The following is a 25,426-nucleotide window of genomic DNA, read 5'->3' on the forward strand; positions in this document are numbered from 1 at the left end:
GGCGGGCGGGGCGGTCCGCCGGCGGCCGGGTGGGGCCGCGTTGTCAGTGGTCCGGTGCACGATGGGGAACATGGCCAAGGCAGCGCTCGACTCGTTCTCGCCGGCGACCCGCGGATGGTTCGCCGGGGCGTTCCGCGCGCCCACCGCCGCGCAGGAGGGCGCCTGGCAGGCGATCGGCGCGGGCTCGGACGTCCTGGTGGTCGCGCCGACGGGCTCCGGCAAGACGCTCGCCGCGTTCCTGGCGTCGCTGGACGCGCTGGCGTCCACGCCGCCGCCCGCGGAGCCCAGGAAGCGCTGCCGGGTGCTGTACGTGTCTCCGCTGAAGGCGCTGGCCGTCGATGTGGAGCGCAATCTGCGCAGCCCGCTGACGGGCATCCGGCAGGAGTCCGTGCGGCTGGGCCTGCCGGAGCCGGACATCAGGGTCGGGATCCGTTCCGGGGACACGCCCCCGGCGGAGCGCCGGGCGATCGCCAACCGCCCGCCGGACATCCTCATCACGACGCCGGAGTCGCTGTTCCTGATGCTGACGTCCTCGGCGCGGGAGGCGCTGGCGGGTGTCGAGACGGTGATCGTGGACGAGGTGCACGCGGTCGCCGGCACGAAGCGCGGGGCACATCTGGCGCTGTCCCTGGAGCGGCTGGACGAGCTGCTGGACCGTCCGGCGCGCCGGATCGGGCTGTCGGCGACGGTGCGCCCGGTGGAGGAGGTGGCCCGCTATCTGTCGCCGCAGCGCCGGGTGGAGATCGTCCAGCCGCCGTCGGGGAAGCGCTTCGAGTTGTCGGTGGTCGTCCCGGTGGAGGACATGGGCGAGCTGGGCAGCGCCCCGGTCCGGGAGGGCGAGACCGGTGAGAAGCCGTCCATCTGGCCCCAGGTCGAGGAGCGGATCGCCGATCTGGTGCAGGCGCACCGCTCCACGATCGTCTTCGCCAACTCGCGCCGCCTGGCGGAGCGTCTGTGCAACCGCCTCAACGAGATCGCCTACGAGCGGACGACGGGGACGGCGCTGCCCGAGCACCACTCCCCCGCGGAGCTGATGGCCGAGGCCGGTGCCGCGAAGGGCGCGCCGCCGCTGCTGGCGCGGGCGCACCACGGCTCGGTGTCCAAGGAGCAGCGCGCCCAGGTGGAGGAGGACCTGAAGGCGGGCCGGCTGCCGGCCGTGGTCGCCACGTCCAGTCTGGAGCTGGGCATCGACATGGGCGCGGTCGATTTGGTGGTGCAGGTGGAGTCGCCGCCGTCGGTCGCGTCCGGTCTGCAGCGGGTGGGCCGGGCCGGCCACCAGGTCGGGGCGGTCTCGACGGGCATCGTGTTCCCGAAGTACCGCGGCGATCTGGTGCAGGCGGCCGTGGTGACGGAGCGGATGCGGACCGGCGCCATCGAGGCGCTGCGGGTGCCCGCCAATCCACTGGACGTGCTCGCCCAGCAGATCGTGGCGATGGCGGCGATGGACACCTGGGACGTGGCGGAGCTGCTGGCCGTCGTCCGGCGGGCGGCGCCGTTCGCCGCGCTGCCGGAGTCGGCGTTCCGGTCCGTGCTGGACATGCTCGCCGGCCGCTATCCCTCGGACGCGTTCGCCGAGCTGCGGCCGCGCCTGGTGTGGGACCGGGTCGCCCAGACCGTCACGGGGCGCCCCGGGGCCCAGCGGCTGGCCGTGACGTCGGGCGGCACGATCCCGGACCGCGGCCTGTTCGGGGTGTTCCTGGCCGGCGGCGACTCCGGCAAGGGTGGTGGCGGGCGACGGGTGGGCGAGCTCGACGAGGAGATGGTCTACGAATCCCGGGTCGGCGACGTCTTCACGCTCGGTACGACGTCCTGGCGGATCGAGGACATCACCCGGGACCGGGTGCTGGTCACGCCCGCCCCCGGAGTGCCCGGCCGGCTGCCGTTCTGGAAGGGCGACCAGCTGGGCCGCCCCCTGGAGCTGGGGCGGGCGCTGGGCGCGTTCCTCAGGGAGATCGGGGCCGCCGACCCGGAGGAGGCGCGGAGCCGGCTGGCCGCGGCCGGGCTGGACGACTGGGCGGTCTCCAATGTGCTGAGCTATCTCGCCGAGCAGCGGCAGGCCTGCGGTCATGTCCCGGATGACCGCACGATCGTCGTCGAGCGGTTCCGCGACGAGCTCGGCGACTGGCGGGTGGTCATCCACTCCCCGTTCGGCGCGCAGGTGCATGCCCCGTGGGCGCTGGCCCTCGGCTCCCGGCTGGCCGAGCGCTACGGCCTGGACGCCCAGGTGATGCACGCCGACGACGGCATCGTGCTGCGCCTGCCGGACGCCGACCTGATGGGCCTCGACCTGCTCGACGGGGACGGCGGGTTCGGCGCGGCCGGCGACCCGGGGTCGGGTGCGCGCGGCGCGGAGTACGACCCGGAGCAGTCCCCGGTGGGGGCCGCCGATGTCGCCTTCGACCCGGGCGACGTCGATCAGCTCGTCACGGACCAGGTGGGCGGCTCGGCGCTGTTCGCCTCCCGGTTCCGCGAGTGCGCCGCCCGCGCCCTGCTGCTGCCGCGCCGCAGTCCCGGCAAGCGCACTCCGCTGTGGCAGCAGCGGCAGCGCGCGGCCCAACTTCTCCAGGTGGCCAGCGAGTTCGGGTCCTTCCCGATCGTGCTGGAGGCGGTCCGCGAATGCCTCCAGGACGTCTTCGACGTGCCCGGTCTGACGGAGCTGATGGGCGACCTCGAAGCTCGCCGGGTCCGTCTGGTGGAGGTCACGACCCCCGAGCCGTCCCCGTTCGCCCGCTCGCTGCTGTTCGGCTACGTCGCCCAGTTCCTGTACGAGGGCGACTCCCCGCTCGCGGAGCGGCGGGCCGCCGCGCTGTCGCTGGACTCGCGGCTGCTCGCCGAGCTGCTGGGCCAGGCCGAGCTGCGCGAGCTGCTGGACGCCGAGGTGCTGGCCGAGCTGGAGCGCGAGCTGCAGTGGCTTTCGGAGGACCGCCGGGTCAAGGACGCCGAGGGGGTGGCCGATGTGCTGCGGCTGCTGGGGCCGCTGACCGACGCGGAGCTGGTCGAGCGCGGCGCGGATCCGGCGTGGCCGCGGGAGCTGGCCGCCGCCCGGCGGGCCATCTCGGTGCGGATCGCCGGCGCCGACCACTGGGCCGCGGTCGAGGACGCCGGCCGCCTGCGGGACGCCCTGGGCACGGCGCTGCCGGTCGGGGTCCCTGAGTCGTTCACGGAGCCGGTCAAGGATCCGCTGGGCGATCTGCTGTCCCGCTTCGCCCGTACGCACGGGCCGTTCACGTCCGAGCAGGCGGCCGCCCGCTTCGGGCTGGGCACCGCGGTCACGGACGGCGCGCTGCACCGCCTCGCCGCCGCCGGCCGCGTCGTCCAGGGCGAGTTCCATCCGGCGGGCATCGGCCAGGAGTGGTGCGACGCCCAGGTGCTGCGCAGACTGCGCCGCCGTTCGCTGGCCGCGCTGCGCGAGGAGCTGGAGCCGGTGCCGCCGGCGGCGCTCGCCGCGTTCCTGCCCCAGTGGCAGCATGTCGCCGCGCCGCGTCCGGCCCCGGTGAGCGGCCCGCCGGCGCCGTCCGGTGGCGCGTCGCACAGCCTGCGCGGGATCGACGGGCTGGTGCGCGCCGTCGAGCAGCTGCAGGGCGCGCCGGTGCCGGCCTCGGCCCTGGAGAAGCTGGTGCTGCCGTCCCGCGTCGGTGGGTACACCCCGGCCATGCTGGACGAACTCACCGCCACCGGCGAGGTGTTGTGGGCGGGTGCCGGTGCGCTGCCCGGCAAGGACGGCTGGCTCTCGCTGCATCTCGCGGACGCGGCTCCGCTGCTGCTGCCGCCGCCGCTCCCGTTGGAGCTGACCGCCCTCCATGAGTCGCTGCTGGCCGCGCTCGCCCCCGGGTACGGCCTGTTCTTCCGCCAGCTCGCCGACCAGGTCCGGGCGACCACCCACCCCGAGGTGACCGATCCCCAACTGGCCGACGCGCTCTGGGACCTGGCCTGGTCGGGCCGGCTGACCAATGACACCCTCGCCCCGCTGCGGGCGCTGCTCGGCTCGGGCCGTACGGCCGGTTCGACGGCGCACCGCGCCCGGCGCGCCGTCCCCCGCGGGCGGTACGGCTCGCTGGCCATGGCCGCCGGGCACGGCGTCCGGCCCACGGCGTCCCGGTCGGGCCCGCCGACCGTCGGCGGCCGCTGGTCGCTGCTGCCCGCTCCCGAGCCGGACCCCACCCACCGCGCGCACGCCCTGGCCCGTACGCTCCTGGACCGGCACGGCATCGTCACCCGCGGCGCGGTCGCGGCCGAAGGGGTCGAGGGCGGGTTCTCCGCCGCGTACCGCGTCCTGGCCGCCTTCGAGGAGTCCGGCCAGGCCCGCCGCGGCTATGTCGTCGAGGGGCTGGGCGCCGCGCAGTTCGCGATGGACGGTGCGGTGGACCGGCTGCGCGCGGTGAACACCCAGCGGGAGCGCACCGTCGACGAGGCGCTGCCGGACGCCGGGCCGCAGCGCCGCGGCGGTCCGCAGCGGGCCGTGGTGCTGGCCGCCGCCGATCCGGCCAATGCCTACGGCGCCGCCCTGTCCTGGCCCGATCCGCCCGAGGGCTCGACCCACAAGCCCGGCCGGAAGGCGGGCTCCATGGTGGTCCTGGTCGACGGTGAGCTGACGCTCTACATGGAGCGCGGCGGCAAGACCCTGCTGATGTGGCCGCTGGGCCAGGACCCGGCCGGGGCCACGACGGACCCGCGGCTGCGTATCGCGGTGGAGGCGCTGACCGACGCCGCCCGGGCCGGCGCGCTGGGCACGATCACCACCGAGCGCATCAACGGCACCGCGGCCCTCACCTCACCGTTCGCCGTCGTCCTGGAGTCCGCCGGCTTCCACCCGACGCCGCGGGGGCTGCGGCTGCGCGGCTGACGGCGCCGGCGGACCGGCATGATGGGGGCATGCCCGAAGGTGACACCGTCTGGCGGCTGGCGCAGCGGCTGCACGAAGCGCTGGCCGGCCGGCCGCTGACCCGCTGCGACCTGCGGGTGCCCAAGCTCGCGACGGTGGACCTGACCGGCCGCGAGGTGCAGGCGGTGGTCCCCCGCGGCAAGCATCTGCTGACCCGTTTCGAGGGCGGCCTCACCCTCCACTCCCATCTGCGGATGGACGGCGCCTGGCAGATCTACGGTCCCGCCGAGCGCTGGCGCGGCGGACCGGCCCATCAGATCCGGGCGGTCCTCGGCACGGCGGAGCACACCGCGGTCGGCTACCGTCTCCCGGTCCTCGATCTGCTGCCGACGGCCGAGGAACCGCGGGTCGTCGGCCATCTGGGACCTGATCTGCTGGGTCCCGACTGGGATGCCGCCGAGGCGCTGCGCCGGCTGCTCGACGCCCCGCGGCGGCCGCTCGGCGAGGCCCTGCTCGACCAGCGCAATCTGGCCGGCATCGGCAACGTCTTCAAGTCGGAGCTGTGCTTCCTGCTGCGCGCCTCGCCCTGGCTGCCCGTGGGGGAGCTGCCCGCGCCGGAGCGGGCGCCGGCGCTCGCCAAGAAGCTGCTGGAGGCGAACAAGCGGCGCCTGGCGCGTACCACCACGCCCAGCGCCCGCCCGGACCGCCGGCTGTGGGTCTACGGCCGGGCCGGCCGCCCCTGCCTGCGCTGCGGTACGCCGGTCCGCTCCGCCGACCAGGACCCCGCGGCCGAGGAACGCGTCACCTACTGGTGCCCTCGCTGTCAGCCCTCCGCAGGGAATTGACGACCCGTCAGCTCGGGCCTACCCTCCCGGCATGCCTCTGCCCGCGTACGACCTCACGGGCCGCACCGCGATCGTGACCGGCGCGGCGAACGGAATCGGCCGTGCCACCGCGGCGCTCCTGGCCGCGGCCGGTGCCACGGTGCACTGCGCGGACCTCGACGAACGGGGCGCGCAGGCGGCCGCCGCGGCCCTCACCGCGGCCGGCGGCATCGCGTACGCCCACCGCGTCGACGTCACCCGCCGGGCCGAGGTCGCCGCCGTCGTCGATGCGGCCCGCTCGGCCTCCGGCCGGCTCGACGTGATGGCGAACATCGCCGGAATCATGCACTCCGCCCCCGTCCTGGAGACCACGGACGAGGATCTGGACCGGGTGTGGAACACCAACTTCAAGGGGGTGCTGCACGGCTGCCAGGAAGCCGCCCGGGCGATGATCGCCACCGGCACCCGCGGCTCCCTCGTGACCATGGCCTCCGGTGCGATCGACACCGGCGCACCGGGCCTGCTCTGCTACGGGGCTGCCAAGGCCGCCGTCGTGCAGCTGACCAGGACGCTGGCCACCGAGGTTGGCCGGCACGGCATCCGCGTCAACGCCGTCGCACCGGGCTGGATCCGCACCCCGATGACCGACCGCCCCACCGAGGAGGCGCAGCGCCGGGCGGAGGCGCCGATGATCCGGAGGTCACCGCTGGGGCGGGTGGGAGAGCCGGTAGATGTCGCGCACGCCGTGCTGTACCTCGCGTCGGACGCCGCATCCTTCACGACCGGCCAGATCCTCCGCCCCAACGGCGGCGTCGCCATGCCGTGGTGAACGCCATCCGGGCCCGCCGGAGCACGGCCCGCCGGCGCCGGGACTCGTTCCGGCCCGTCCACGGCACGCAGTGCACCGGCAGCAGGCTCAGGCCCCAGCCGCCGAGCGCCACGGCACCCTCGACCAGGCCCGCCGCCTGCGGCCAGAACGCCAGCCGGAACACGGCGCACCACCACAGCCCCCCGACGAGGGCGGCGGATATCCGGCGCCCCCGGACGCCCCGCGGACGACGGCCGGCCGGCTCACCCTCCGGGAGCCGGCCGACCGGTCCGCGGCCCGCGGTTCCACGCCACGCCATGGCTGCCTCCTCCGGCCGACGCTAGACGGGCCCGCCGTCGGCGGGGAGAGCGCACCGGGGCGTTTGCGGCGCGCGGAGCCACCACGGGCACCGTCAGTGGGCCTCGGCCTGGAACATCCAGTGGTGCTTCTCCAGGTCGGCGGTGAGGCCGATCAGGATGTCCTGGGTGACCGGGTCCGGCTCGTCGGTGGCGATGATCCGCTCGCGCATCCGGCCGATGACCGCGCCCAGGGCGTTCACCATGGCCCGCACCACGTCGCCGTCCTTGATCCAGCCGTCCTGCACCTCGTTGATGCCGCTGGTCTTGGCGACGGTGCCGGCCCGGCCGTCCGGGGACACCCCGATCGCGGCCGCCCGCTCGGCCACCGTGTCCATGTGCGTCCGTGCGCTGGCGACCACCTCGTCGAGCTGGAGGTGCACGGAGCGGAACCGGGGGCCGACGACGTTCCAGTGGACCTGCTTGGCGACGAGGGACAGGTCCACCAGGTCGACGAGGGCGCCCTGCAGGGCGTTCCCCACGATGCCTCGGGCTTCGTCGGACAGCGTGCTCTTGACGACAGACATCCAGATACTCCTGTTCGAACGGGGATCGAGCCCGACCGGACCCGATCGGGCCGCACACGGTCCGGACGACCGGTCCGACCGATCTGGCCGACCGGTCCGGGTGATCGATCCAGCTGGGCGCGTCCCGTGGGCGATCCCGACAGCAATTCGGACCATTTGTCCGATTTAGCCATCGTACAAATGAATCGCACGTTCTGAGCGGCGCGGGGTGCTCCGCCGGACCTTCCCCGGACAGCACGGAGCCCCGGCGGGCTGCTGCCCGCCGGGGCTCCGGACGCCTGTGAACAGGTGTGTCAGGCCGCGACGACATCCACGACGTCGGCCGGGGACTTGATCGTCACGCGCTCCTCCGGTACGCCGGCAAGGGACGTGACGGACACCGAATTGAGCTTCGGCCGCACCGGCGCCGGCACCGCGTCGCTCGCGGCCGCGGACGCGGCCAGCTCGGCGAGCGCCAGCTCGTCGCTGACCTCCCGCATCAGCTCGGACATGCGCACGTCCAGCGCGTCACAGATCGCCGAGAGCAGCTCGGAGGAAGCCTCCTTCTGCCCCCTCTCGACCTCGGACAAATAGCCGAGCGACACCCGAGCGGAGGACGAGACCTCGCGCAGGGTTCGGCCCTGGCGCTGACGCTGTCGGCGCAGAACGTCACCCAGCAGGCGACGAAGCAGAATCATCGCTGGCTCCCTCCTCGGACCTCGGATCCGGATCCTTCTCGCCCCACCGTACCGCCTCGGGCCGCGGCCGTGCCGGGCGCAAGTACGTGTTCACTCAGGGCTGCAAACATCCATTCCCCCCGTGTTGTTCCGTATCCTGTGCCCGCGCATTTTCTGTCAGTTCGCTCAACAACAGTGCGAGCACCGCGTCAATGGTGTCCCGGCGGATCCGGTCGCGATCCCCCGTGAACGCCAGCCGGCGCACCTCGCCGGCGCCGTCCGGCCCCTGCACCGCGACGAAGACGGTGCCCACCGGCTGCCCGTCCTGCGGATCGGGTCCGGCGACGCCCGTGGTGGCGATGCCCCAGTCGGCGCCCAGCACCCGTCGCACACCGGCCGCCATCTGCCGGGCGACCTCGCCGTCCACGGCCCCGCGCGCGGCCAGCAGGGCGCCGTCGACGCCCAGGACGTCCCGCTTGAGGTCGGTGGCGTACGCGGTGATCGAGCCGCGCAGCACCCGTGAGGCCCCGGGGACCGCGGTCAGCGTGCCGGCCACCAGGCCGCCGGTCAGCGACTCCGCCACGGCCAGGCTCTGCCCCCGTCCGGCGAGCAGCTCCAGCGCCCCGGCCGCGGCAGAACCCGGCCCGGTCACCGGACGGTGTCCTGTTCGGCCCGGGCGGCCCGCTCCCGCGCCAGCCCGGCCCGGCGCAGCACGACGGCCTGCCGGACGTAGTCGAGTCCGGTCGCGACCGTCAGCACCACGGCCGCCGCCATCACCCACCAGCGGAAGGTCGCCAGGGGCCCGGTCAGCACCAGGACGTACATCCCGACCGCGGTGCCCTGCGCCAATGTCTTGATCTTGCCGCCGCGGCTGGCCGGAATCACACCGTGCTTGATCACCCAGAAGCGCATCAGTGTGATGCCGAGCTCACGGAAGAGGATCACGCCCGTCACCCACCAGGGCAGATCACCGAGCACCGACAGGCAGATCAGCGCCGCGCCCATGATCGCCTTGTCCGCGATCGGGTCGGCGATCTTGCCGAAGTCGGTGACCAGGTTGTACGTGCGCGCCAGATGTCCGTCGAAGACATCGGTGATCATGGCGATCGCGAAGGCGGCCCAGGCGAAGGCGCGCCAGGCCCGATCGGTCCCGTTGTCGTGCATCAGGAGGACCACGAAGGCGGGGACCAGCACCAGCCGCAGCATCGTCAGGACGTTGGCGATGTTCCACAGCCCGGCCTGCCGGACGGCCGGCGCCGGGCGCGGGCCACCAGTTGCGGAAGCCGGGACTCCGGTCATCTGGCCGCCTCCTCGGTACACGACGTGCCGTCCACCGACAGCACCTCCGCCACCAGGTCCACGCCCTCGCTCGCCACCACCTTTGCTTCGACCATACGACCGGGCGACAGCTCCTCGCCGGTCGAGAGCAGGGTGACGCCGTCGGTCTCGGGCGCCTGGTGCGCGGCCCGCCCGACGAGACCGTCCTCCTCGTCGTCACGGTCGACCAGCACCCGCACCGTCTCGCCGATCCGCTCCTCGGCGCGCTGCGCGCTGAGCTCCTCGGCCAGCCGCGACACCCGCGCCAGCCGCTCGGCGACCTCGTCCGGGTCGAGCTTGTTCTCGTACGACGCGGCCTCGGTGCCGTCCTCGTCGGAGTAGCCGAAGACGCCGATGGCGTCGAGCCGGGCCTCGGTGAGGAAGCGCTCCAGCTCCGCCAGATCGCCCTCGCTCTCCCCGGGGAAGCCCACGATGAAGTTGGACCGGACACCCGCCTGCGGGGCCTTCGTGCGGATCTGCGCCAGCAGCTCCAGGAAGCGGTCGGTGTCGCCGAAGCGCCGCATCGCCCGCAGCACACCGGGCGCCGAGTGCTGGAAGGAAAGATCGAAGTAGGGCGCGACCTTGTCGGTCCCGGTCAGGACGTCGATCAGACCCGGTCGCATTTCGGCCGGCTGCAGATAGCTGACCCGGATCCGCTCGATGCCGTCGACGGCCGCCAGCTCGGGCAGCAGCGTCTCCAGCAGGCGGATGTCGCCGAGGTCCTTGCCGTAGGAGGTGTTGTTCTCGGAGACCAGCATGATCTCCTTGACGCCCTGCTCGGCCAGCCAGCGGGTCTCACCGAGCACGTCGGAGGGCCGGCGGGAGATGAAGGAGCCGCGGAAGGACGGGATGGCGCAGAACGTGCAGCGCCGGTCGCAGCCGGACGCCAGCTTCACCGACGCCACCGGGCTGCTGCCGAGCCGGCGGCGCAGCGGGGCGCGCGGCCCGGAGGCGGGCGCGACGCCCTCCGGCAGGTCCTCGGGCGGGGCGGCCGGCGCCTCGGCCTGGGCGTGGCCGGGCAGCGCGACCCCGGCGGAGCCCTGCCGCTCGGCCGGGCTGATCGGCAGCAGCTTGCGGCGGTCGCGCGGGGTGTGCGAGGCGTGGACGCCGCCGCTGAGGATGGTCTGCAGCCGGTCGGAGATGTCGGCGTAGTCGTCGAAACCGAGCACGCCGTCGGCCTCGGGCAGCGCCTCGGCGAGCTCCTTGCCGTAGCGCTCGGCCATGCAGCCGACGGCGACCACGGCCTGCGTTCTGCCGCCCCCCTCACGGGCCGCGGCCTTCAGATCGTTGGCTTCCAGCAGGGCATCGACGGAGTCCTTCTTGGCGGCCTCGACGAACCCGCAGGTGTTGACGACGGCGACATCGGCTTCGGCGGCTTCCTCGACCAGCTCCCAGCCGTCCGCCGCCAGGCGGCCTGCGAGCTCCTCCGAGTCCACCTCGTTACGGGCGCAGCCAAGGGTGACAAGGGCGACGGTACGGCGTTCGGGCATAGGGCTCAGCCTACTTCGTCCCGGACACCCCCTTCGCGCAGGTCTCCGCCGCCGGGCCCAGGGGCCCCGGGCCGGGCGGCGGACGCGGTCCGGAGCGCGGCGCTCAGCCCGCCTGGGGATCCCCCGGCGTGTAGCTGAGCCGCTCGACGGGCCCCTTCTCACCGATCTCCTTGACCTCTTTGCCATTGACGTACAGCTGTACGACCGGCGCATTGCCGAGGACCAGGTCGATCCGCTTCTTGTCGGTGATCGTCTTGGACTCGCCCTGCTTGAGCAGGCTGTCCTCCAGCAGCTTGCCGTTGGCGTCCTTGGCGGAGACCCAGCTCTGGCCGTCCTTGGCGGTGACCTTGATCGTCACCTTGTCCTTCGGCAGTCCGGCGACCGCACTGTCGGACGGCTCCGGCAGCGGCGGCTTGATCGTCGAGGGGTGGCGGGTGGGCGCCGGCGCCGGCTTGGCGTGCGAATCGGACGCGATCGGGCTGTTGTCGCTCTTGTCGCCGCCGGTGAAGAGCGTGAAGCCGGCGAAACCGACCACCGCGACGATCGCCGCGACCATCGCCGCCGTCCAGTTCGGCCGGCGCGGCTCGGAGCGGATCCGGTCGGCCTCGTAGATCGGGGCGGCAAGATCGGTCGGCGTCGGCCGGCCGCCGTGCTCGGCGTCGAAGTGCGCGATCAGCGGGCCGGGGTCGAGCGACACGGCGCGGGCGAGCGCTCTGATGTGCCCCCGGGCGTAGACGTCACCGCCGCAGCGCGAGAAGTCGTCCTGCTCGATCGCGTGCACGATGGGGATGCGCACCCGTGTCGTCGTACTGACCTCTTCGACGGTCAGTCCCGCGGCGATACGGGCCTGCTGGAGGGCGCGACCGACGGAAGGCCGGTCTGCTTCGGGGGAGTTGCCGATGGACACGGGCGGCGCCTTTCGAGCGTGTAGCCACCTGCTGGAAGCTCAGTCTAGGGGTGGAGCGAAAGGGTCGGGCAAGCGGGAGAGCTCGGTTTGTACGCCATCAGAACGCCCCGCGGGGGTGCCGTGCGGGTTGATGATGAAGCATCGTTCCCTCGCCTCCCTCAACTTGACGTGTCGGCAGGAGAAACGGTTGCTTGCGTCTCCCGTACGGGTGACCCGGATGTCTGTGCTACTCCGTAGCCTCCCCCCGGATCACCGCCAGCACTCCGTCCAGTTCGTCAGGTTTCACAAGAACGTCACGAGCCTTCGACCCCTCGCTGGGCCCGACGATGTTGCGCGACTCCATCAGGTCCATCAGCCGGCCGGCCTTCGCGAAGCCCACCCGCAGCTTGCGCTGGAGCATCGACGTCGACCCGAACTGGGTGGAAACCACCAGCTCAGCGGCCTGACACAGCAGGTCGAGGTCATCGCCGATGTCCTCGTCGATCTCCTTCTTCTGCTTGCTGCCCACCGTCACGTCGTCCCGGAAGACCGGGGCCATCTGGTCCTTGCAGTGCTTGACCACGGCGTGGACCTCGGCCTCGGTGACGAACGCGCCCTGCATACGGGTCGGCTTGTTCGCCCCCATCGGCAGGAACAGCCCGTCACCCTTGCCGATCAGCTTCTCGGCACCCGGCTGGTCGAGGATGACCCGGCTGTCGGCCAGCGAGGACGTGGCGAACGCGAGCCGCGAGGGCACATTGGCCTTGATCAGACCGGTCACGACGTCGACGGACGGCCGCTGGGTGGCGAGCACCAGGTGGATGCCGGCGGCCCGGGCGAGCTGGGTGATGCGGACGATGGAGTCCTCCACGTCGCGCGGCGCGACCATCATCAGGTCCGCCAGCTCGTCGACGATCACCAGCAGGTACGGGTAGGGCGTCAGCTCCCGCTCGCTGCCCTCGGGCGCGCTGACCCTGCCCTCGCGCACCGCCTCGTTGAAGTCGTCGATGTGCCGGAAGCCGTAGGCCGCCAGGTCGTCGTAGCGCAGGTCCATCTCGCGCACCACCCACTGCAGCGCCTCGGCGGCCCGCTTGGGGTTGGTGATGATCGGCGTGATCAGGTGCGGGATGCCCTCGTAGGCGGTCAGCTCGACGCGCTTGGGGTCGACCAGCACCATCCGGACGTCCTCCGGCGTGGCGCGCATCATCACCGAGGTGATCAGGCAGTTGATGCAGGACGACTTGCCGGAGCCGGTGGCGCCGGCCACCAGCATGTGCGGCATCTTCGCCAGCGAGTGCATGACGTACCCGCCCTCGACGTCCTTGCCGAAGGCCACCAGCATCGGGTCGTCGTCCTCGGCGGAGTCCGCGAGCCGCAGCACGTCGCCGAGGTTGACCATCTCGCGGTCGGTGTTGGGGATCTCGATGCCGACCGCGGACTTGCCCGGGATCGGGCTGATGATCCGGACGTCGGGACTGGCCACCGCGTACGCGATGTTCTTCGCCAGCGCGGTGATCTTCTCGACCTTGACGGCCGGGCCCAGCTCGACCTCGTAGCGGGTGACCGTCGGGCCGCGGGTGAACCCGGTGACCGCGGCGTCGACCTTGAACTCCTGGAAGACCGTGGTCAGCGCGGCCACTATGGCGTCGTTCGCGGCACTGCGGGTCTTGCCCGGCCCGCCCCGTTCGAGCAGGTCCAGCGACGGCAGCGCATAGGTGATGTCCCCGGACAGCTGGAGCTGCTCGGCGCGCGGCGGCAGCTCGCCGGACGGCTCGGGCGGGGCCTTGGTGAAGTCCGGTACGGACGCGGTGGCCGGCTCCTCGGCGGGCGTCGGCTCCGGCTCCGGCTTCGGCCCGGCGCCACGGGCCGGCGGGACCGTACCGCTCTCCCCCGCGGTGTCCGCACCGTCGTGCTCGCGGTGCTCGGTCGAGATGCCGCTGCTGAGCCCGGCCACGAGCGGGGAGGGCTGGACACCGTGCAGCACCGCGCCGTCCAGCGCCGCGGCGGCCGCGGCGGCCACGTCCACCGCGTCCATCGGCCGGTCCGCGGCGGGCTGTACGGAGCTCCGGCGCGGCCGGCGCCGCTTGGCCAGCGCCGCCTCCTCCAGGGAGTCCGGATCGGCCGGGACGGACGCCGCGGGGGTACGGCGACGGGGGCCGCGCGCGGGCTGCTCACGCCAGTCCTCGGCGTACTCCTCGGCCTCGTCGAAGTACACCTCCTCCTCCAGGGGATGCACCACGCCCAGCCGCACGCCGAGCGCCCGCAGCCGCTGCGGGATCGCGTTGACCGGCGTCGCGGTGACCACCAGCAGCCCGAAGACGGTCAGCAGCGCCAGCAGCGCCACGGCCAGGGTCTGGCCGACGGTGAAGATCAGCGGCTTGGAGGCGACCCACCCGAGGTAGCCGCCGGCGTCCTGTATGGCCGCGAAACCATCGCCGCGCCCCGGCGAGCCGCAGGCCATCGCGACCTGCCCGAGGACGCCGACGACCAGTGCCGACAGCCCGATGACGATCCGTCCGTTGGCCTCCGGCTGCTCCGGGTGCCGGATGAGCCGCACCGCGATGCCGCCGAGCAGTATCGGGACGACCAGGTCGAGGCGGCCGAACGCGCCGGTCACCAGCAGCTCGACGAGGTCGCCGACCGGACCGGAGAGGTTGGACCAGGTGCCGGCCGCGATCACCAGTGCCAGCCCGAGCAGCCCGAGGGCCAGGCCGTCCTTGCGGTGCGCCGGGTCGAGGTTCTTCGCGCCGCGGCCCATCCCGCGGAACACCGCTCCGATGGCGTGCGCGATCCCCAGCCAGCAGGCGCGGACCAGGCGGTACACCCCGCCGGTCGGGGACGGTGCCGGTCTGGGCGGGGCCTTCTTTGCGGGCGCCTTCTTGGCCGGGGCCTTCTTGGCCGGGACCTTTTTCGCCACGGCCTTCTTGGCGGGCGGTTTCGCGGGCGCCTTCTTCGCTGCGGTCTTCTTGGCCGCGCCCCCGGACCGTCCGGCGCGCTGCTTCGAGGGGCCCGCCGTGCTCTGGGTTCCCTTGCCGGACGTACGTGAGGCCATGGCGACGAGATTACAGGCGATCGCGGGCATGACACGAGCGCACGGCGCTTCACCCATCCGTGTCGCGCGCCCGTCTCATGAGGGGGCGTCAGCGGCCCGGCGGCCGCCCCGCGCTCACCCCGTGGCGGCCCCGGCCCCCGGCTCCAGGGCGTCCAGCGCCCGGCGCAGCCCGGTGAGTTTGCGCTCCAGGTGGGCCGCGGTGGCCACCGCCGCGGCGTCCGCGGTCTCGTCCAGCTGCTTGGACAGCGCCTCCGCCTGCTCCTCGACCGCCGCCAGCCGCGCGGACAGCTCGGCGAGCAGCCCCGCCGACTCCCGCGCCTCGTCGGCGCTGGCCCGGCCGCCCTCCAGCTGCAGCCTCAGCAGGGAGGCCTGCTCCCGCAGTTGGCAGTTCTTCATGTACAGCTCGACGAAGACCGAGACCTTCGCGCGCAGCACCCACGGGTCGAACGGCTTGGAGATGTAGTCCACCGCGCCGGCCGCGTAGCCGCGGAAGGTGTGGTGCGGACCGTGGTTGATGGCCGTGAGGAAGATGATCGGGATGTCACGGGTGCGCTCACGCCGCTTGATGTGCGCGGCGGTCTCGAAACCGTCCATGCCCGGCATCTGCACATCGAGCAGAATCACCGCGAAATCGTCCGTGAGCAGTGCTTTGAGCGCTTCCTCCCCGGACGATGCCCGCACCAGTGTCTGATCGAGCGCGGAGAGGATCGCCTCCAGCGCCAGCAGATTCTCCGGCCGGTCATCGACCAGGAGGATCTTGGCCTTCTGCACCATGGCCCGTCCTCCTCGCCCCGGCAGTGAACCGGACGCCGCCCCAGGGGACGACTCCGTCATGCCGCCCGTCCTTGTGCCGGTCATGGTAGCTGCACCCCGCCTGTCGCCACACCCTGTCACCGCGATGTCACTGTGCACGTAGCAGAAACGCAGACAGAGACGAGAAGGTTCCCCGGATCCGGGGCCTCCACACGTCCGCCGCCACACTCCGTCAGCACGCGATGATCCTCATTACGGCTCCATACTGGACGCCCTCTCACTCCGCGCGCATCCATTGCTCCATGACCGACAGCAGATGGTCGGTGTCGACCGGCTTGGTCACGTAGTCGGACGCCCCGGAATCGATGCTCTTCTCCCGGTCGCCCTTCATGGCCTTCGCGGTCAGCGCGATGATCGGCAGCCCGGCGAACTGCGGCATCCGGCGGATCGCCGCGGTGGTCGCGTAGCCGTCCATCTCCGGCATCATGATGTCCATCAGCACCAGCACGATGTCGTCGTGCTGCTCCAGGACCTCGATGCCCTCCCGGCCGTTCTCCGCGTACAGCACCGACAGCCCGTGCTGTTCCAGGACGCTGGTGAGCGCGAAGACGTTGCGGATGTCGTCGTCGACGATGAGCACCTTCTCGCCGTGGAAGCCGCCCTCGAAGCCCGGCTCGACGAGGTCCTGGCCGTTGCCCAGCCAGGGCTCCTCGGCGGCGGCCGGCCGCTCCGGCTGCGCGGGCGCCTGCGGGGCGGGCTGCGGCGGGCCGGACGGCTGCTGGCCCGGCAGCGCGAACCGCCGCTGGGACCCGGAAATCGCCCGCCGGCGGCGCCGGTTGAGGCTTCCGCCGCCCACCTCCCGGCGCGGCTGCTCCTCCGCCTCCTGGATCCCCGCCTCCGTCTCGCGCGCCTCCGCGTCCATCGCCAGCCCGCCGGCGACCAGTTGCGGGTAGCCCTGCGGCGGCAGCCCGCCCGGGTTGTGCGGCAGGTAGAGCGTGAAGGTGGAGCCGCGGTTGGGCTCGCTCTGGGCGTGGATCTCGCCGCCCAGCAGGCGGGCGATCTCCCGGCTGATGGACAGGCCCAGACCGGTGCCGCCGTACTTGCGGCTGGTCGTGCCGTCCGCCTGCTTGAACGCCTCGAAGATGACCCGCATCTTGCTGGACGCGATGCCGATGCCGGTGTCGGTCACGGAGAACGCGATCATCTCGGCATCCGGGTCGCGCAGCGAACCGTGTTCCAGCAGCTGTTCGCGGATGGCCACCGGGACGTCCGCGCCGGCCGGCCGGATGACCAGCTCGACCGCGCCGGTGTCGGTGAACTTCACCGCGTTGGACAGCAGGTTGCGCAGCACCTGCAGCAGCCGCTGCTCGTCGGTGTGCAGCGTGGCCGGCAGCTCCGGCGAGACCCGTACGGAGAAGTCGAGTCCCTTCTCCGCGGTCAGCGGCCGGAAGGTGGCCTCGACGTAGTCGACGAGCTGGACCAGCGCGATCCGCGTCGGGCTGACGTCCATCTTGCCGGCCTCGACCTTCGACAGGTCCAGGATGTCGTTGATCAGCTGGAGCAGGTCGCTGCCCGCGCCGTGGATCGTCTCGGAGAACTCGACCTGCTTCGGGGAGAGGTTCCCCTCGGCGTTGTCGGCCAGCAACTTGGCCAGGATCAGCAGCGAGTTGAGCGGGGTGCGCAGCTCGTGCGACATGTTGGCCAGGAATTCCGACTTGTAGCGCATCGAGACCGCGAGCTGCTCGGCGCGCTCCTCCAGGACCTGCCGGGCCTCCTCGATCTCGGTGTTCTTCACCTCGATGTCGCGGTTCTGCGCCCGCAGCTGCTCGGCCTTCTCCTCCAGTTCGGAGTTGGACAGCTCCAGCGCCTTCTGCCGGCTCTCCAACTCGGCGGAGCGCTCGCGGAGTTGCTCGGTCAGCTCCTGCGACTGCTTGAGCAGCACCTCGGTCTTGGTGTTGACCGAGATGGTGTTGACGCTGGTCGCGATCATCTCGGCGATCTGGCTGAGGAAGTCCTTCTGGATCTGGGCGAACGGCTGGAACGACGCCAGCTCGATCACGCCGAGCACCTTGTCCTCGAACAGCACCGGCAGCACGATCACGTTCGCCGGCGGCGCCTCGCCCAGCCCCGAGGCGATCTTGAGGTAACCGGAGGGCACGTTCTCCACCAGGATCGTGCGCTTCTCCTCGGCGGCCGTGCCGATCAGCGTCTCACCGGGCTTGAAGGTGGTGGGCATGTTGCCCCCGGCGTAGCCGTACGAGCCCATCAGCCGCAGCTCGTACTCGCCCGACTCGCCGCCGTCCGCGCCGATCTCCTGGCTGTCCGGCTGCGCCGCCAGGAAGAACGCGCCGTGCTGCGCGGAGACCGCGGGCGACAGCTCGCTCATGATGAGCGTGGCGACGTCCTTGAGGTCGCGCCGGCCCTGCATCAGACCGGAGATCCGGGCGAGGTTGCCCTTGAGCCAGTCCTGCTCCTCGTTGGCGAGGGTGGTCTCGCGGAGCGTGGCGATCATGGTGTTGACGTTGTCCTGGAGCTCCAGGATCTCGCCGGCCGCGTCCACGTCGATCCGGACGTTGTGGTCGCCGAGGGTGACCGCCGCGGCGACCGCGGCGATGGCGCGCACCTGCCGGGTCAGGTTTCCGGCCATCTCGTTCACCGATTCGGTCAGGTCCCGCCAGGTGCCGGCCACGCCCCGCACCTGCGCCTGACCGCCCAGCTGGCCCTCCGTACCCACCTCGCGGGCCACCCTGGTGACCTGCTCGGCGAAGGACGACAGCTGGTCGACCATGGTGTTGATGGTGGTCTTCAGCGCGAGGATCTCGCCGCGCGCGTCGATGTCGATCTTCTTGGTCAGATCACCCTTGGCGATGGCGGTGGTGACCATCGCGATGTTGCGGACCTGACCGGTCAGGTTGTTGGCCATCGAGTTCACGGACTCGGTGAGGTCCTTCCACGTCCCGGCGACGCCGGGGACGCGGGCCTGACCGCCCAGGATGCCGTCGGTGCCCACCTCGCGGGCCACCCGCGTGACCTCGTCGGCGAACGACGACAGCGTCGTGACCATCGTGTTGACCGTGTCGGCGAGCTGCGCGACCTCGCCGCGCGCCTCGACCGTGACCTTCTTCGTCAGATCGCCGTTGGCGACCGCCGCGGAGACCTGTGAGATGTTCCGCACCTGGATGGTCAGGTTGTTGGCCATCAGGTTGACGTTGTCGCTGAGGTCCTTCCAGATGCCGGTGACACCCGGAACCCGTGCCTGGCCGCCCAGTTGGCCTTCCGTACCGACCTCACGGGCGACCCGGGTCACCTGCTCGGCGAACAGCGACAGCTGGTCGACCATCGTGTTGACGGTCGTGACCAGTTCGAGGATCTCGCCCTTGGCGTCGACGGTGATCTTCTTCGACAGGTCGCCGCGGGCGACCGCGGTCGTCACCTCGCCGATGTTGCGCACCTGCGACGTCAGGTTGTTCGCCATGAAGTTGACGGACTGGGTGAGGTCCTTCCAGGTGCCGCTGACGCCCTGCACCTCGGCCTGACCGCCCAGGATGCCCTCGGTGCCCACCTCGCGGGCGACCCGGGTGACCTGCTCCGCGAAGGACGAGAGCTGGTCGACCATGGTGTTCAGGGTGTTCTTCAGCTCCAGGATCTCGCCCCGGGCGTCCACGTCGATCTTCTGCGACAGGTCACCGCGCGCGACGGCCGTGGCGACCTGCGCGATGTTGCGGACCTGGGCCGTGAGGTTGCCGGCCATGCCGTTCACGGAGTCGGTCAGATCGCGCCAGACACCGGCCACGCCGGGCACCTGCGCCTGACCGCCCAGCCGGCCGTCCGTACCGACCTCCCGGGCGACCCGGGTGACCTGCTCGGCGAATGCGGAGAGCTGGTCGACCATCGTGTTGATGGTGCTCTTCAGCTCCAGGATCTCGCCGCGCGCGTCCACGTCGATCTTCTGCGACAGGTCACCGCGGGCGACCGCCGTGGTCACCTGGGCGATCTGCCGCACCTGCGAGGTGAGGTTCCCCGCCATGAAGTTGACGGAGTCGGTCAGCTCCTTCCAGGTGCCGCTGACGCCGTCCACCCGGGCCTGACCGCCCAGCCGGCCCTCCGTGCCGACGTCCCTGGCCATCCGCGTGACCTGGTCGGCGAACGACGACAGCTGGTCCACCATGGTGTTCACGGTGTTCTTCAGCTGGAGCATCTCGCCGGAGACGTCGACGGTGACCTTCTGCGACAGATCGCCGTTGGCGACCGCGGTCGTCACCTGCGCGATGTTGCGCACCTGACCGGTGAGGTTGCGGAACGCGGTGTTGACGGAGTCCGTGAGGTCCTTCCACGTCCCCGCCGCCCCGGGCACCGCCGCCTGGCCGCCCAGCTCGCCCTCGACGCCGATCTCCCGTGCCACCCGCGTCACTTCGGCACCGAACGAGGAGAGCTGGTCCACCATCGTGTTGACGGTGTTCTTCAACTCCAGCATTTCCCCGGCCACATCGACGGTGACCTTCTGCGACAGGTCACCGTTGGCGACCGCGGTCGTCACCTGCGCGATGTCCCGCACCTGGGCCGTCAGGTTCCGGAAGGCGTTGTTCACCGAATCGGTGAGGTCCTTCCACGTGCCCGCGGCACCCGGCACCTGCGCCTGACCGCCGAGCTGCCCCTCGGCCCCGACCTCGTTCGCCACCCGCGTCACTTCGTCCGCGAAGGTCCGCAGCGTTTCGGTCATGGTGTTGATCGTGTCGGCGAGCTGGGCGACCTCGCCGCGTGCGCTGACCGTCACCTTCTGCGACAGGTCGCCGTTGGCCACGGCCGTGGTGACCTGGGCGATCCCGCGCACCTGAGCGGTGAGGTTGCCGGCCATGAGATTGACCGAATCCGTCAGGTCCTTCCACACCCCGGCCACACCGGGGACCTGGGCCTGACCGCCGAGCTCGCCCTCCGTGCCGACCTCGCGGGCGACCCGGGTCACCTCGGAGGCGAACGACGACAGCTGGTCCACCATCGTGTTGACGGTGTTCTTCAGCTCCAGCATCTCGCCGGCGACATGGACCGTCACCTTCCGCGACAGGTCACCCTTGGCGACCGCCGTGGTGACCAGCGCGATGTCCCGGACCTGTGCGGTCAGCCGGGACGCCATGGTGTTGACGGATTCCGTGAGGTCCTTCCACGAACCCGACATTCCGCGCACCCGCGCCTGGCCGCCGAGCTTGCCCTCCGTACCGACCTCACTGGCCACCCGCGTGACCTCGTCGGTGAAAGCGGAGAGCTGGTCCACCAGGCCGTTGACCGTCCGGCCGACCTTCAAGAATTCACCGCGCAGGGGATGCTCCGAAGAACTGTCCGAACTGCGCGACCGAAGATCCATCCGCTGTTCCAGATCGCCCTCGGACACCGCCGAGAGCACCCTGCCGACCTCGGAAACCGGCCGTACCAGGTCGTCCACCAGCGCGTTCGAGGCGTCGATGGCCGCGGCCCAGGAGCCTTCGGCGGCGCCGACCTCCAGCCGCTCCGTGAGTTTTCCCTCACGTCCGACGACCCGGCGCACCCGCGCCAGCTCGCCCGTCAGATGCAGATTGCGGTCCGCGACCTCGTTGAAGACCGCCGCGATCTCCGACATGACGCCGTCGCCGGAAACCGTGAGCCGCTTGCGGAAGTTCCCGTCCCGCATGGCAACCAGAGCGACCAACAGCCGATTCAGCGCAGCCGTATCCACCTCGGTCGTCCCGTTGCTCCGGGAACGTCCGCCTTTCGCGCGCGTGCTTGTGCCCCGCGCCGCTGCGCCAGACTCCACCGTGTCCCTCCCGCAGGGTCGACCGTTCTACCCGGGCTTTCTCTTGATACTTGCCCAGTGTTTCACCATGGCCCAACCAGGCCATAACAGTTCGGCAGCATCGCACACCGTCCCACGGCACGATTGGGGCGGAAACACACGTGACCGGCATCCTCGGCCGCGGCGAAGGTAAGTAACCTGGCATACGGCTGTCCACCCGCCCCGTGACCTCGCGTACGGGCGGTGGCACGAGCACACCAGGTATTTCCGGAGGGGCGCCGCGACCATGGGGGAGCAGATCACCGACACACGCATGAGGAGACCAGTGATCACCGCGCGGGCCGCCGCAACCTTCGAGCCGGTCGGGCGCTCGGTCGCCACCGCCCGTGCGTTCGTCCGCGACACCCTCCAGGGCTGGGGCTGCTCCGACATCATCGACGACGCCGTCGTCCTCACCAGCGAGCTGGTCACCAACGCCGTCGTGCACGCCGGCACCGCCGCGGACGTCCTGTGCCAGCGCGACGACGACGGCGTCAAGATCTCCGTCGCCGACCGGTACCCCGAACGGGAAATTCCGCTCCAGAACGCCGGCCAGGTCATCGTCCACCCGGACCGCGAGGGCGGCCGCGGACTGCTCCTGTGCGGCGCCCTCGCCACCCGCTGGGGCGTCGAATACAGCCCCGCCCAGAAATACGTCTGGTTCCAGCTCGACCTCCCCGAGCGCCCCGCGGGTACCCGCTCCGCCGGCCCCGCCCTCCCCGTCGACGCCCTCCCGGTCACCGACAGCCGGGTCCGCGTCGCGGTGATCCAGATCGACCGCGGCGGCTGCATCAGCTTCTGGAACGAGGACGCCCAGGACCTCTTCGCCTACGACCCCGAACAGGTCATCGGCAAACCCCTCACCGACTTCGCCGCCTGGCCGCACACCCCCGGCACCGGCACCGGCATCGCCGAGGCGCTCCAGCTCTCCCGCTGGGAGGGCTCCTACGGCATGCGCGGCTCCGACGGCCGGGTCGTCCCCGTCTACGCCTCTCACCTGCGTGTCCGCGACGCCGACGGCGAGGCCTCCACGGTCTGCCTGCTGGTCCGCGACCACGAACGCGCGATCCTCCAGAGCCCCCAGCGCACCCCCGCCGACGACACCGCTTCGCACACCGGCCAGGCCGCCCAGTCGGCGGCCCACCCCTCCGACCCGTTCGAGGTCTTCATCGGCTCGCCGGCCCCCGACGACCTCGACGGCCTGCTCCAGCGCACCGTCGAACGCGCCCGCGACATGCTCGACGGCGACGCCGCCTACCTCCTGCTCGCCACCGACGACGAGACCGAACTGGAGGTCCGCGCCTCCACGGGCCTGCCCTCCGCCCGCCAGCGCTTCGCCCGCGTCCCCGTCGAGGCCGGCTCCGGACGCTACGGCTCCGCCCGGATGCCCGCCGTCCACGAGGACCTCACCGCCGTCCCCGGCGCCGTCCCCCTGCTCAGCGGCACGGGCATGCGCTCCGTCGTCACCGTCCCCCTCAAGGTCGAAGGACGGCTGACCGGCTCGCTCGGCGTGGCCGCCGAAAACCCCGGCCGCTACACCAACGAAGAGGCCCTCCGCCTCCAGTTCGCCGCCGACCGCATCGCCCTCGCCGTCGAACGCGCCCGGCTGACCGAACTCGAAAAGCTCCGCCGCGGCTCGCTGTCCTTCCTCGTCGAGGCGTCCGACCTGCTGGCCGGCACCCTCGACCGCGACCAGACCCTGGCCCTGATGGCCCAGATGACGGTCCCCACCCTCGCCACGTGGTGCGCCGTCTACACCGTCGCCGACCAGGCCTCCGAACCCGAGCTGTCGTACGTCCTGCACGAGGACGAGGACCGCATCGACGGGCTGAAGACCCTCCTGATGAAGGTCGACCCGCCCGAGCCGGTCCCCACCCCCGGCGCCCGCGTCTGGACCGCCCCCAGCGACGCCGCCCACGACGCCGCCCTGCGCACCTCCATGCGCAGCCTCGGCCTGGGCAACGCCGCTCGACCCTCCAGCGGCCCCGGCGCCACCCTCGCCACCGCCTCCGCGGTCGGCGGCGAGACCGTCGTACTCCCCCTCGTCGCCCGCAACCGCGTGATCGGCATGCTCACCCTCGGCAAGCCCACCGAGGAGCACTTCCGCCAGGAGATCCTCGAACTCGCCGAGGACCTCTCCCGCCGGGCCGCCCTCGCCCTGGACAACGCCCGCCTCTACTCCGAGCGCACGGCCATCAGCCAGTCCCTCCAGCGCAGCCTGCTGCCCCCGGAGCTGCCCGACATCGCCGGCGTCGAGGTCGAGGTCATCTACCGCGCGGCCGGCGAGGGCAACGAGGTCGGCGGCGACTTCTACGACCTCTTCCCGATCCGCGACGGCGCCTACGGCTTCGCCATCGGCGACGTCTGCGGCACCGGCCCGGAAGCCGCCGCCGTCACCGGCCTCGCCCGGCACGCCCTGCGCCTGCTCGCCCGCGAGGGCTTCGGCGGCCCCGCCGTCCTGGAGCGGCTCAACGCCGCCATCCTCGACGAGGGAGCCCGCAGCCGCTTCCTGACCCTCCTGTACGGCGAGCTCTGGCCCCAGGACGACGGCAGCGCCCTCCTCAAGGTCGTCTGCGCCGGCCACCCCCTGCCGCTCCGGCTGCGCCAGGACGGCACGGTCGAACCAGCCGCCGAACCCCAGCCCCTGCTGGGCGTCATGGACGACCTCGAGCTCTACGAGCAGACCGTCACCCTCGACCCGGGCGACGTCCTGCTGTGCGTCACCGACGGCGTCACGGAACGCCGCGAGGGCGCCCGCATGCTCGGCGACGACGGCCTCACCGACGTCCTGACGACCTGCACCGGCCTGACCGCCGGCGCCGTGGCCGCCCGCGTCCTGCGCGCCGTGGAACGCTTCGCCGCCGAACCGGCCTCCGACGACATGGCCATCCTCGCCATGCGCGTCCCCGAGCCTCACCCCCAGACCGGCTGACCCCGGGGCGGGCCACCCCCGTGGTGACCCGCCCCACCCCCGCCTGCGCCGCGGCGCACACGCTCCGGCCCCTAACGAGGCCACACAGAACTGAGGCGAACTCAGACGAACTGAGGCCCCCTCAACCGCGGGCAGATACGACAAAAGGCCCCCGCCATTCGGCGAGGGCCTTTTGCCTCTTGAGCCCCAATACGGAATCGAACCGTAGACCTTCTCCTTACCATGGAGACGCTCTGCCGACTGAGCTATTGGGGCCAGCAACAGAAAGAATATTACCCCAACTCCGCGGCGTTCACGAACCACCTGGCCCGCTCCTAAAAAGCCGGCTGCAGCAATCCCCCCAGTGCATTGCACGCACTGACCATCTTCTGCAGCTCGCGCCGCGACATTCCGGCGTGCACCGGCAGCGTCAGGGTCTCGTCCACCGCCCGCTCGGTCTCCGGCAGGAACACATCCCGCCGCAACCCCGGCAGCCGGTACACCGGCGCCTGCACCGGCACCCGGCACCCAACGCCCTTGGCCCGCACAGCCCGTGCGAACGCATCCCGGTCCGGCCGGCCGTTCCCCGGCACCCGCACCACGTACTGCGCATACAGGTGCCCCGACGCCGGCGCCGGCGTCCGGACCCCGCTGAGCCGCTCGTCCAGATACGCCGCATGCGTCCGACGCAGCTCCGTACCCGCCGGATCCGCCCCGGCCTCGTCCTCCACCAGCACCAACAGCCCGTGCCGCTGCCCCACTTCACGCAGCCGTCCGACCTCCGCCGGCCGCCCGAACTTGTGGACCGCCACGACCGCCACGGTCCGACTGGACACCACTTCGGCCACCGACGCCGGGTCCAGGCAGTAGCTCTCCGCATCCACCTCGGCGAACACCGGCACCGCGCCCAACTCCACGACGGCCCGGGCCACTTCGGCGTTGCCGTACGCCGGCACCACGACCTCATCCCCGGTCCGCACACCGGCCGACTTGAGCGTTCCCACAGTCCGCATGAGGCGGATCCTCGTCAGATGAGGTGAACGTCGAGTTACGCCCACCACCCGAAAATCGGAACAAAAAAGCTCCGGTCCCTGAACCACAAGGGTTCAGGAACCGGAGCTGAAGAATTGTTCGGCGGCGTCCTACTCTCCCACAGGGTCCCCCCTGCAGTACCATCGGCGCTGAAAGGCTTAGCTTCCGGGTTCGAAATGTAACCGGGCG

At 71.8% G+C, this 25,426-nt stretch carries 15 protein-coding genes, 1 tRNA gene and 1 rRNA gene; 4 read left to right on the forward strand and 13 right to left on the reverse strand.

The features are described from left to right. Positions 1-70: 70 nt before the first annotated feature. Genes ACZ7MX_RS36335 through ACZ7MX_RS36345 form a run of 3 tightly spaced genes read left to right on the forward strand, consistent with a single transcriptional unit; the run spans position 71 to position 6,475 of the window. A complete protein-coding gene (locus tag ACZ7MX_RS36335; RefSeq protein WP_472138540.1) occupies positions 71-4,843 on the forward strand; it encodes an Lhr family helicase in 4,773 nt (1,590 codons plus the stop codon). A 29-nt stretch (positions 4,844-4,872) separates the two neighbouring features. Then, positions 4,873-5,667, forward strand: a complete 795-nt coding sequence (locus ACZ7MX_RS36340) for an Fpg/Nei family DNA glycosylase (RefSeq protein ID WP_472138542.1) — start codon at positions 4,873-4,875, stop codon at positions 5,665-5,667. A gap of 31 nt (positions 5,668-5,698) precedes the next feature. After that, positions 5,699-6,475, forward strand: coding sequence for an SDR family NAD(P)-dependent oxidoreductase (locus ACZ7MX_RS36345; protein WP_472138544.1), 777 nt, complete (start codon positions 5,699-5,701; stop codon positions 6,473-6,475). On the opposite strand, the gene ACZ7MX_RS36350 is transcribed toward ACZ7MX_RS36345, so the two are convergent. The 10 genes from ACZ7MX_RS36350 to ACZ7MX_RS36395 all read right to left on the reverse strand — a co-directional run bounded on the left by ACZ7MX_RS36350 (position 6,423) and on the right by ACZ7MX_RS36395 (position 21,276). Then, positions 6,423-6,773, reverse strand: a complete 351-nt coding sequence (locus tag ACZ7MX_RS36350) for a hypothetical protein (RefSeq protein ID WP_472138546.1) — start codon at positions 6,771-6,773, stop codon at positions 6,423-6,425. The genes ACZ7MX_RS36345 and ACZ7MX_RS36350 overlap by 53 nt on opposite strands. A 93-nt stretch (positions 6,774-6,866) precedes the next feature. Continuing rightward, positions 6,867-7,337, reverse strand: a complete 471-nt coding sequence (locus ACZ7MX_RS36355; RefSeq protein ID WP_472138548.1) for a Dps family protein — start codon at positions 7,335-7,337, stop codon at positions 6,867-6,869. 293 nt (positions 7,338-7,630) lie between these two features. Then, positions 7,631-8,014 carry a helix-turn-helix domain-containing protein gene (locus ACZ7MX_RS36360; protein ID WP_362137141.1) on the reverse strand — a complete coding sequence of 128 codons (384 nt, stop codon included), beginning with the start codon at positions 8,012-8,014 and terminating at the stop codon, positions 7,631-7,633. 94 nt (positions 8,015-8,108) lie between these two features. Next, a complete protein-coding gene (locus ACZ7MX_RS36365; protein WP_030415588.1) occupies positions 8,109-8,645 on the reverse strand; it encodes a CinA family protein in 537 nt (178 codons plus the stop codon). Continuing rightward, positions 8,642-9,292, reverse strand: a complete 651-nt coding sequence (gene pgsA, locus ACZ7MX_RS36370) for a CDP-diacylglycerol--glycerol-3-phosphate 3-phosphatidyltransferase (RefSeq protein ID WP_472138550.1) — start codon at positions 9,290-9,292, stop codon at positions 8,642-8,644. The genes ACZ7MX_RS36365 and pgsA overlap by 4 nt, the downstream gene beginning before the upstream one ends. Then, on the reverse strand, positions 9,289-10,800 hold the full coding sequence (gene rimO / locus ACZ7MX_RS36375) for a 30S ribosomal protein S12 methylthiotransferase RimO (RefSeq protein WP_472138552.1): 1,512 nt from the start codon (positions 10,798-10,800) through the stop codon (positions 9,289-9,291). Before rimO ends, pgsA begins: the two co-directional genes overlap by 4 nt. A gap of 103 nt (positions 10,801-10,903) precedes the next feature. Beyond that, positions 10,904-11,707 carry a helix-turn-helix domain-containing protein gene (locus ACZ7MX_RS36380; protein WP_472138553.1) on the reverse strand — a complete coding sequence of 268 codons (804 nt, stop codon included), beginning with the start codon at positions 11,705-11,707 and terminating at the stop codon, positions 10,904-10,906. Positions 11,708-11,933: 226 nt separating this feature from the next. Beyond that, a complete protein-coding gene (locus ACZ7MX_RS36385) occupies positions 11,934-14,738 on the reverse strand; it encodes a DNA translocase FtsK (RefSeq protein WP_472138555.1) in 2,805 nt (934 codons plus the stop codon). Between the two features lie 114 nt (positions 14,739-14,852). Then, entirely contained in the window at positions 14,853-15,512 is a 660-nt protein-coding gene (locus ACZ7MX_RS36390; RefSeq protein ID WP_472138557.1) for a response regulator, read from the reverse strand. A 256-nt stretch (positions 15,513-15,768) separates the two neighbouring features. Continuing rightward, on the reverse strand, positions 15,769-21,276 hold the full coding sequence (locus ACZ7MX_RS36395; RefSeq protein ID WP_472138559.1) for a HAMP domain-containing protein: 5,508 nt from the start codon (positions 21,274-21,276) through the stop codon (positions 15,769-15,771). A 265-nt stretch (positions 21,277-21,541) separates the two neighbouring features. Here ACZ7MX_RS36395 and ACZ7MX_RS36400 point away from each other — a divergent pair, with 265 nt between their 5' ends. Beyond that, positions 21,542-24,226 (forward strand): SpoIIE family protein phosphatase, encoded by a 2,685-nt coding sequence (locus ACZ7MX_RS36400; RefSeq protein WP_472138561.1) that lies wholly within the window; start codon positions 21,542-21,544, stop codon positions 24,224-24,226. Between the two features lie 182 nt (positions 24,227-24,408). Here ACZ7MX_RS36400 and ACZ7MX_RS36405 read toward each other — a convergent pair. The 3 genes from ACZ7MX_RS36405 to rrf form a co-directional block, all read right to left on the reverse strand. Beyond that, a tRNA-Thr gene (locus tag ACZ7MX_RS36405) sits at positions 24,409-24,481 on the reverse strand. A 59-nt stretch (positions 24,482-24,540) separates the two neighbouring features. Next, a complete protein-coding gene (locus ACZ7MX_RS36410) occupies positions 24,541-25,218 on the reverse strand; it encodes a DegT/DnrJ/EryC1/StrS family aminotransferase (RefSeq protein WP_472138562.1) in 678 nt (225 codons plus the stop codon). Between the two features lie 116 nt (positions 25,219-25,334). Then, a 5S ribosomal RNA gene (gene rrf, locus ACZ7MX_RS36415) occupies positions 25,335-25,426 on the reverse strand; the annotation flags it as partial.

The organism is Streptomyces sp. NPDC107765 (assembly GCF_055657085.1).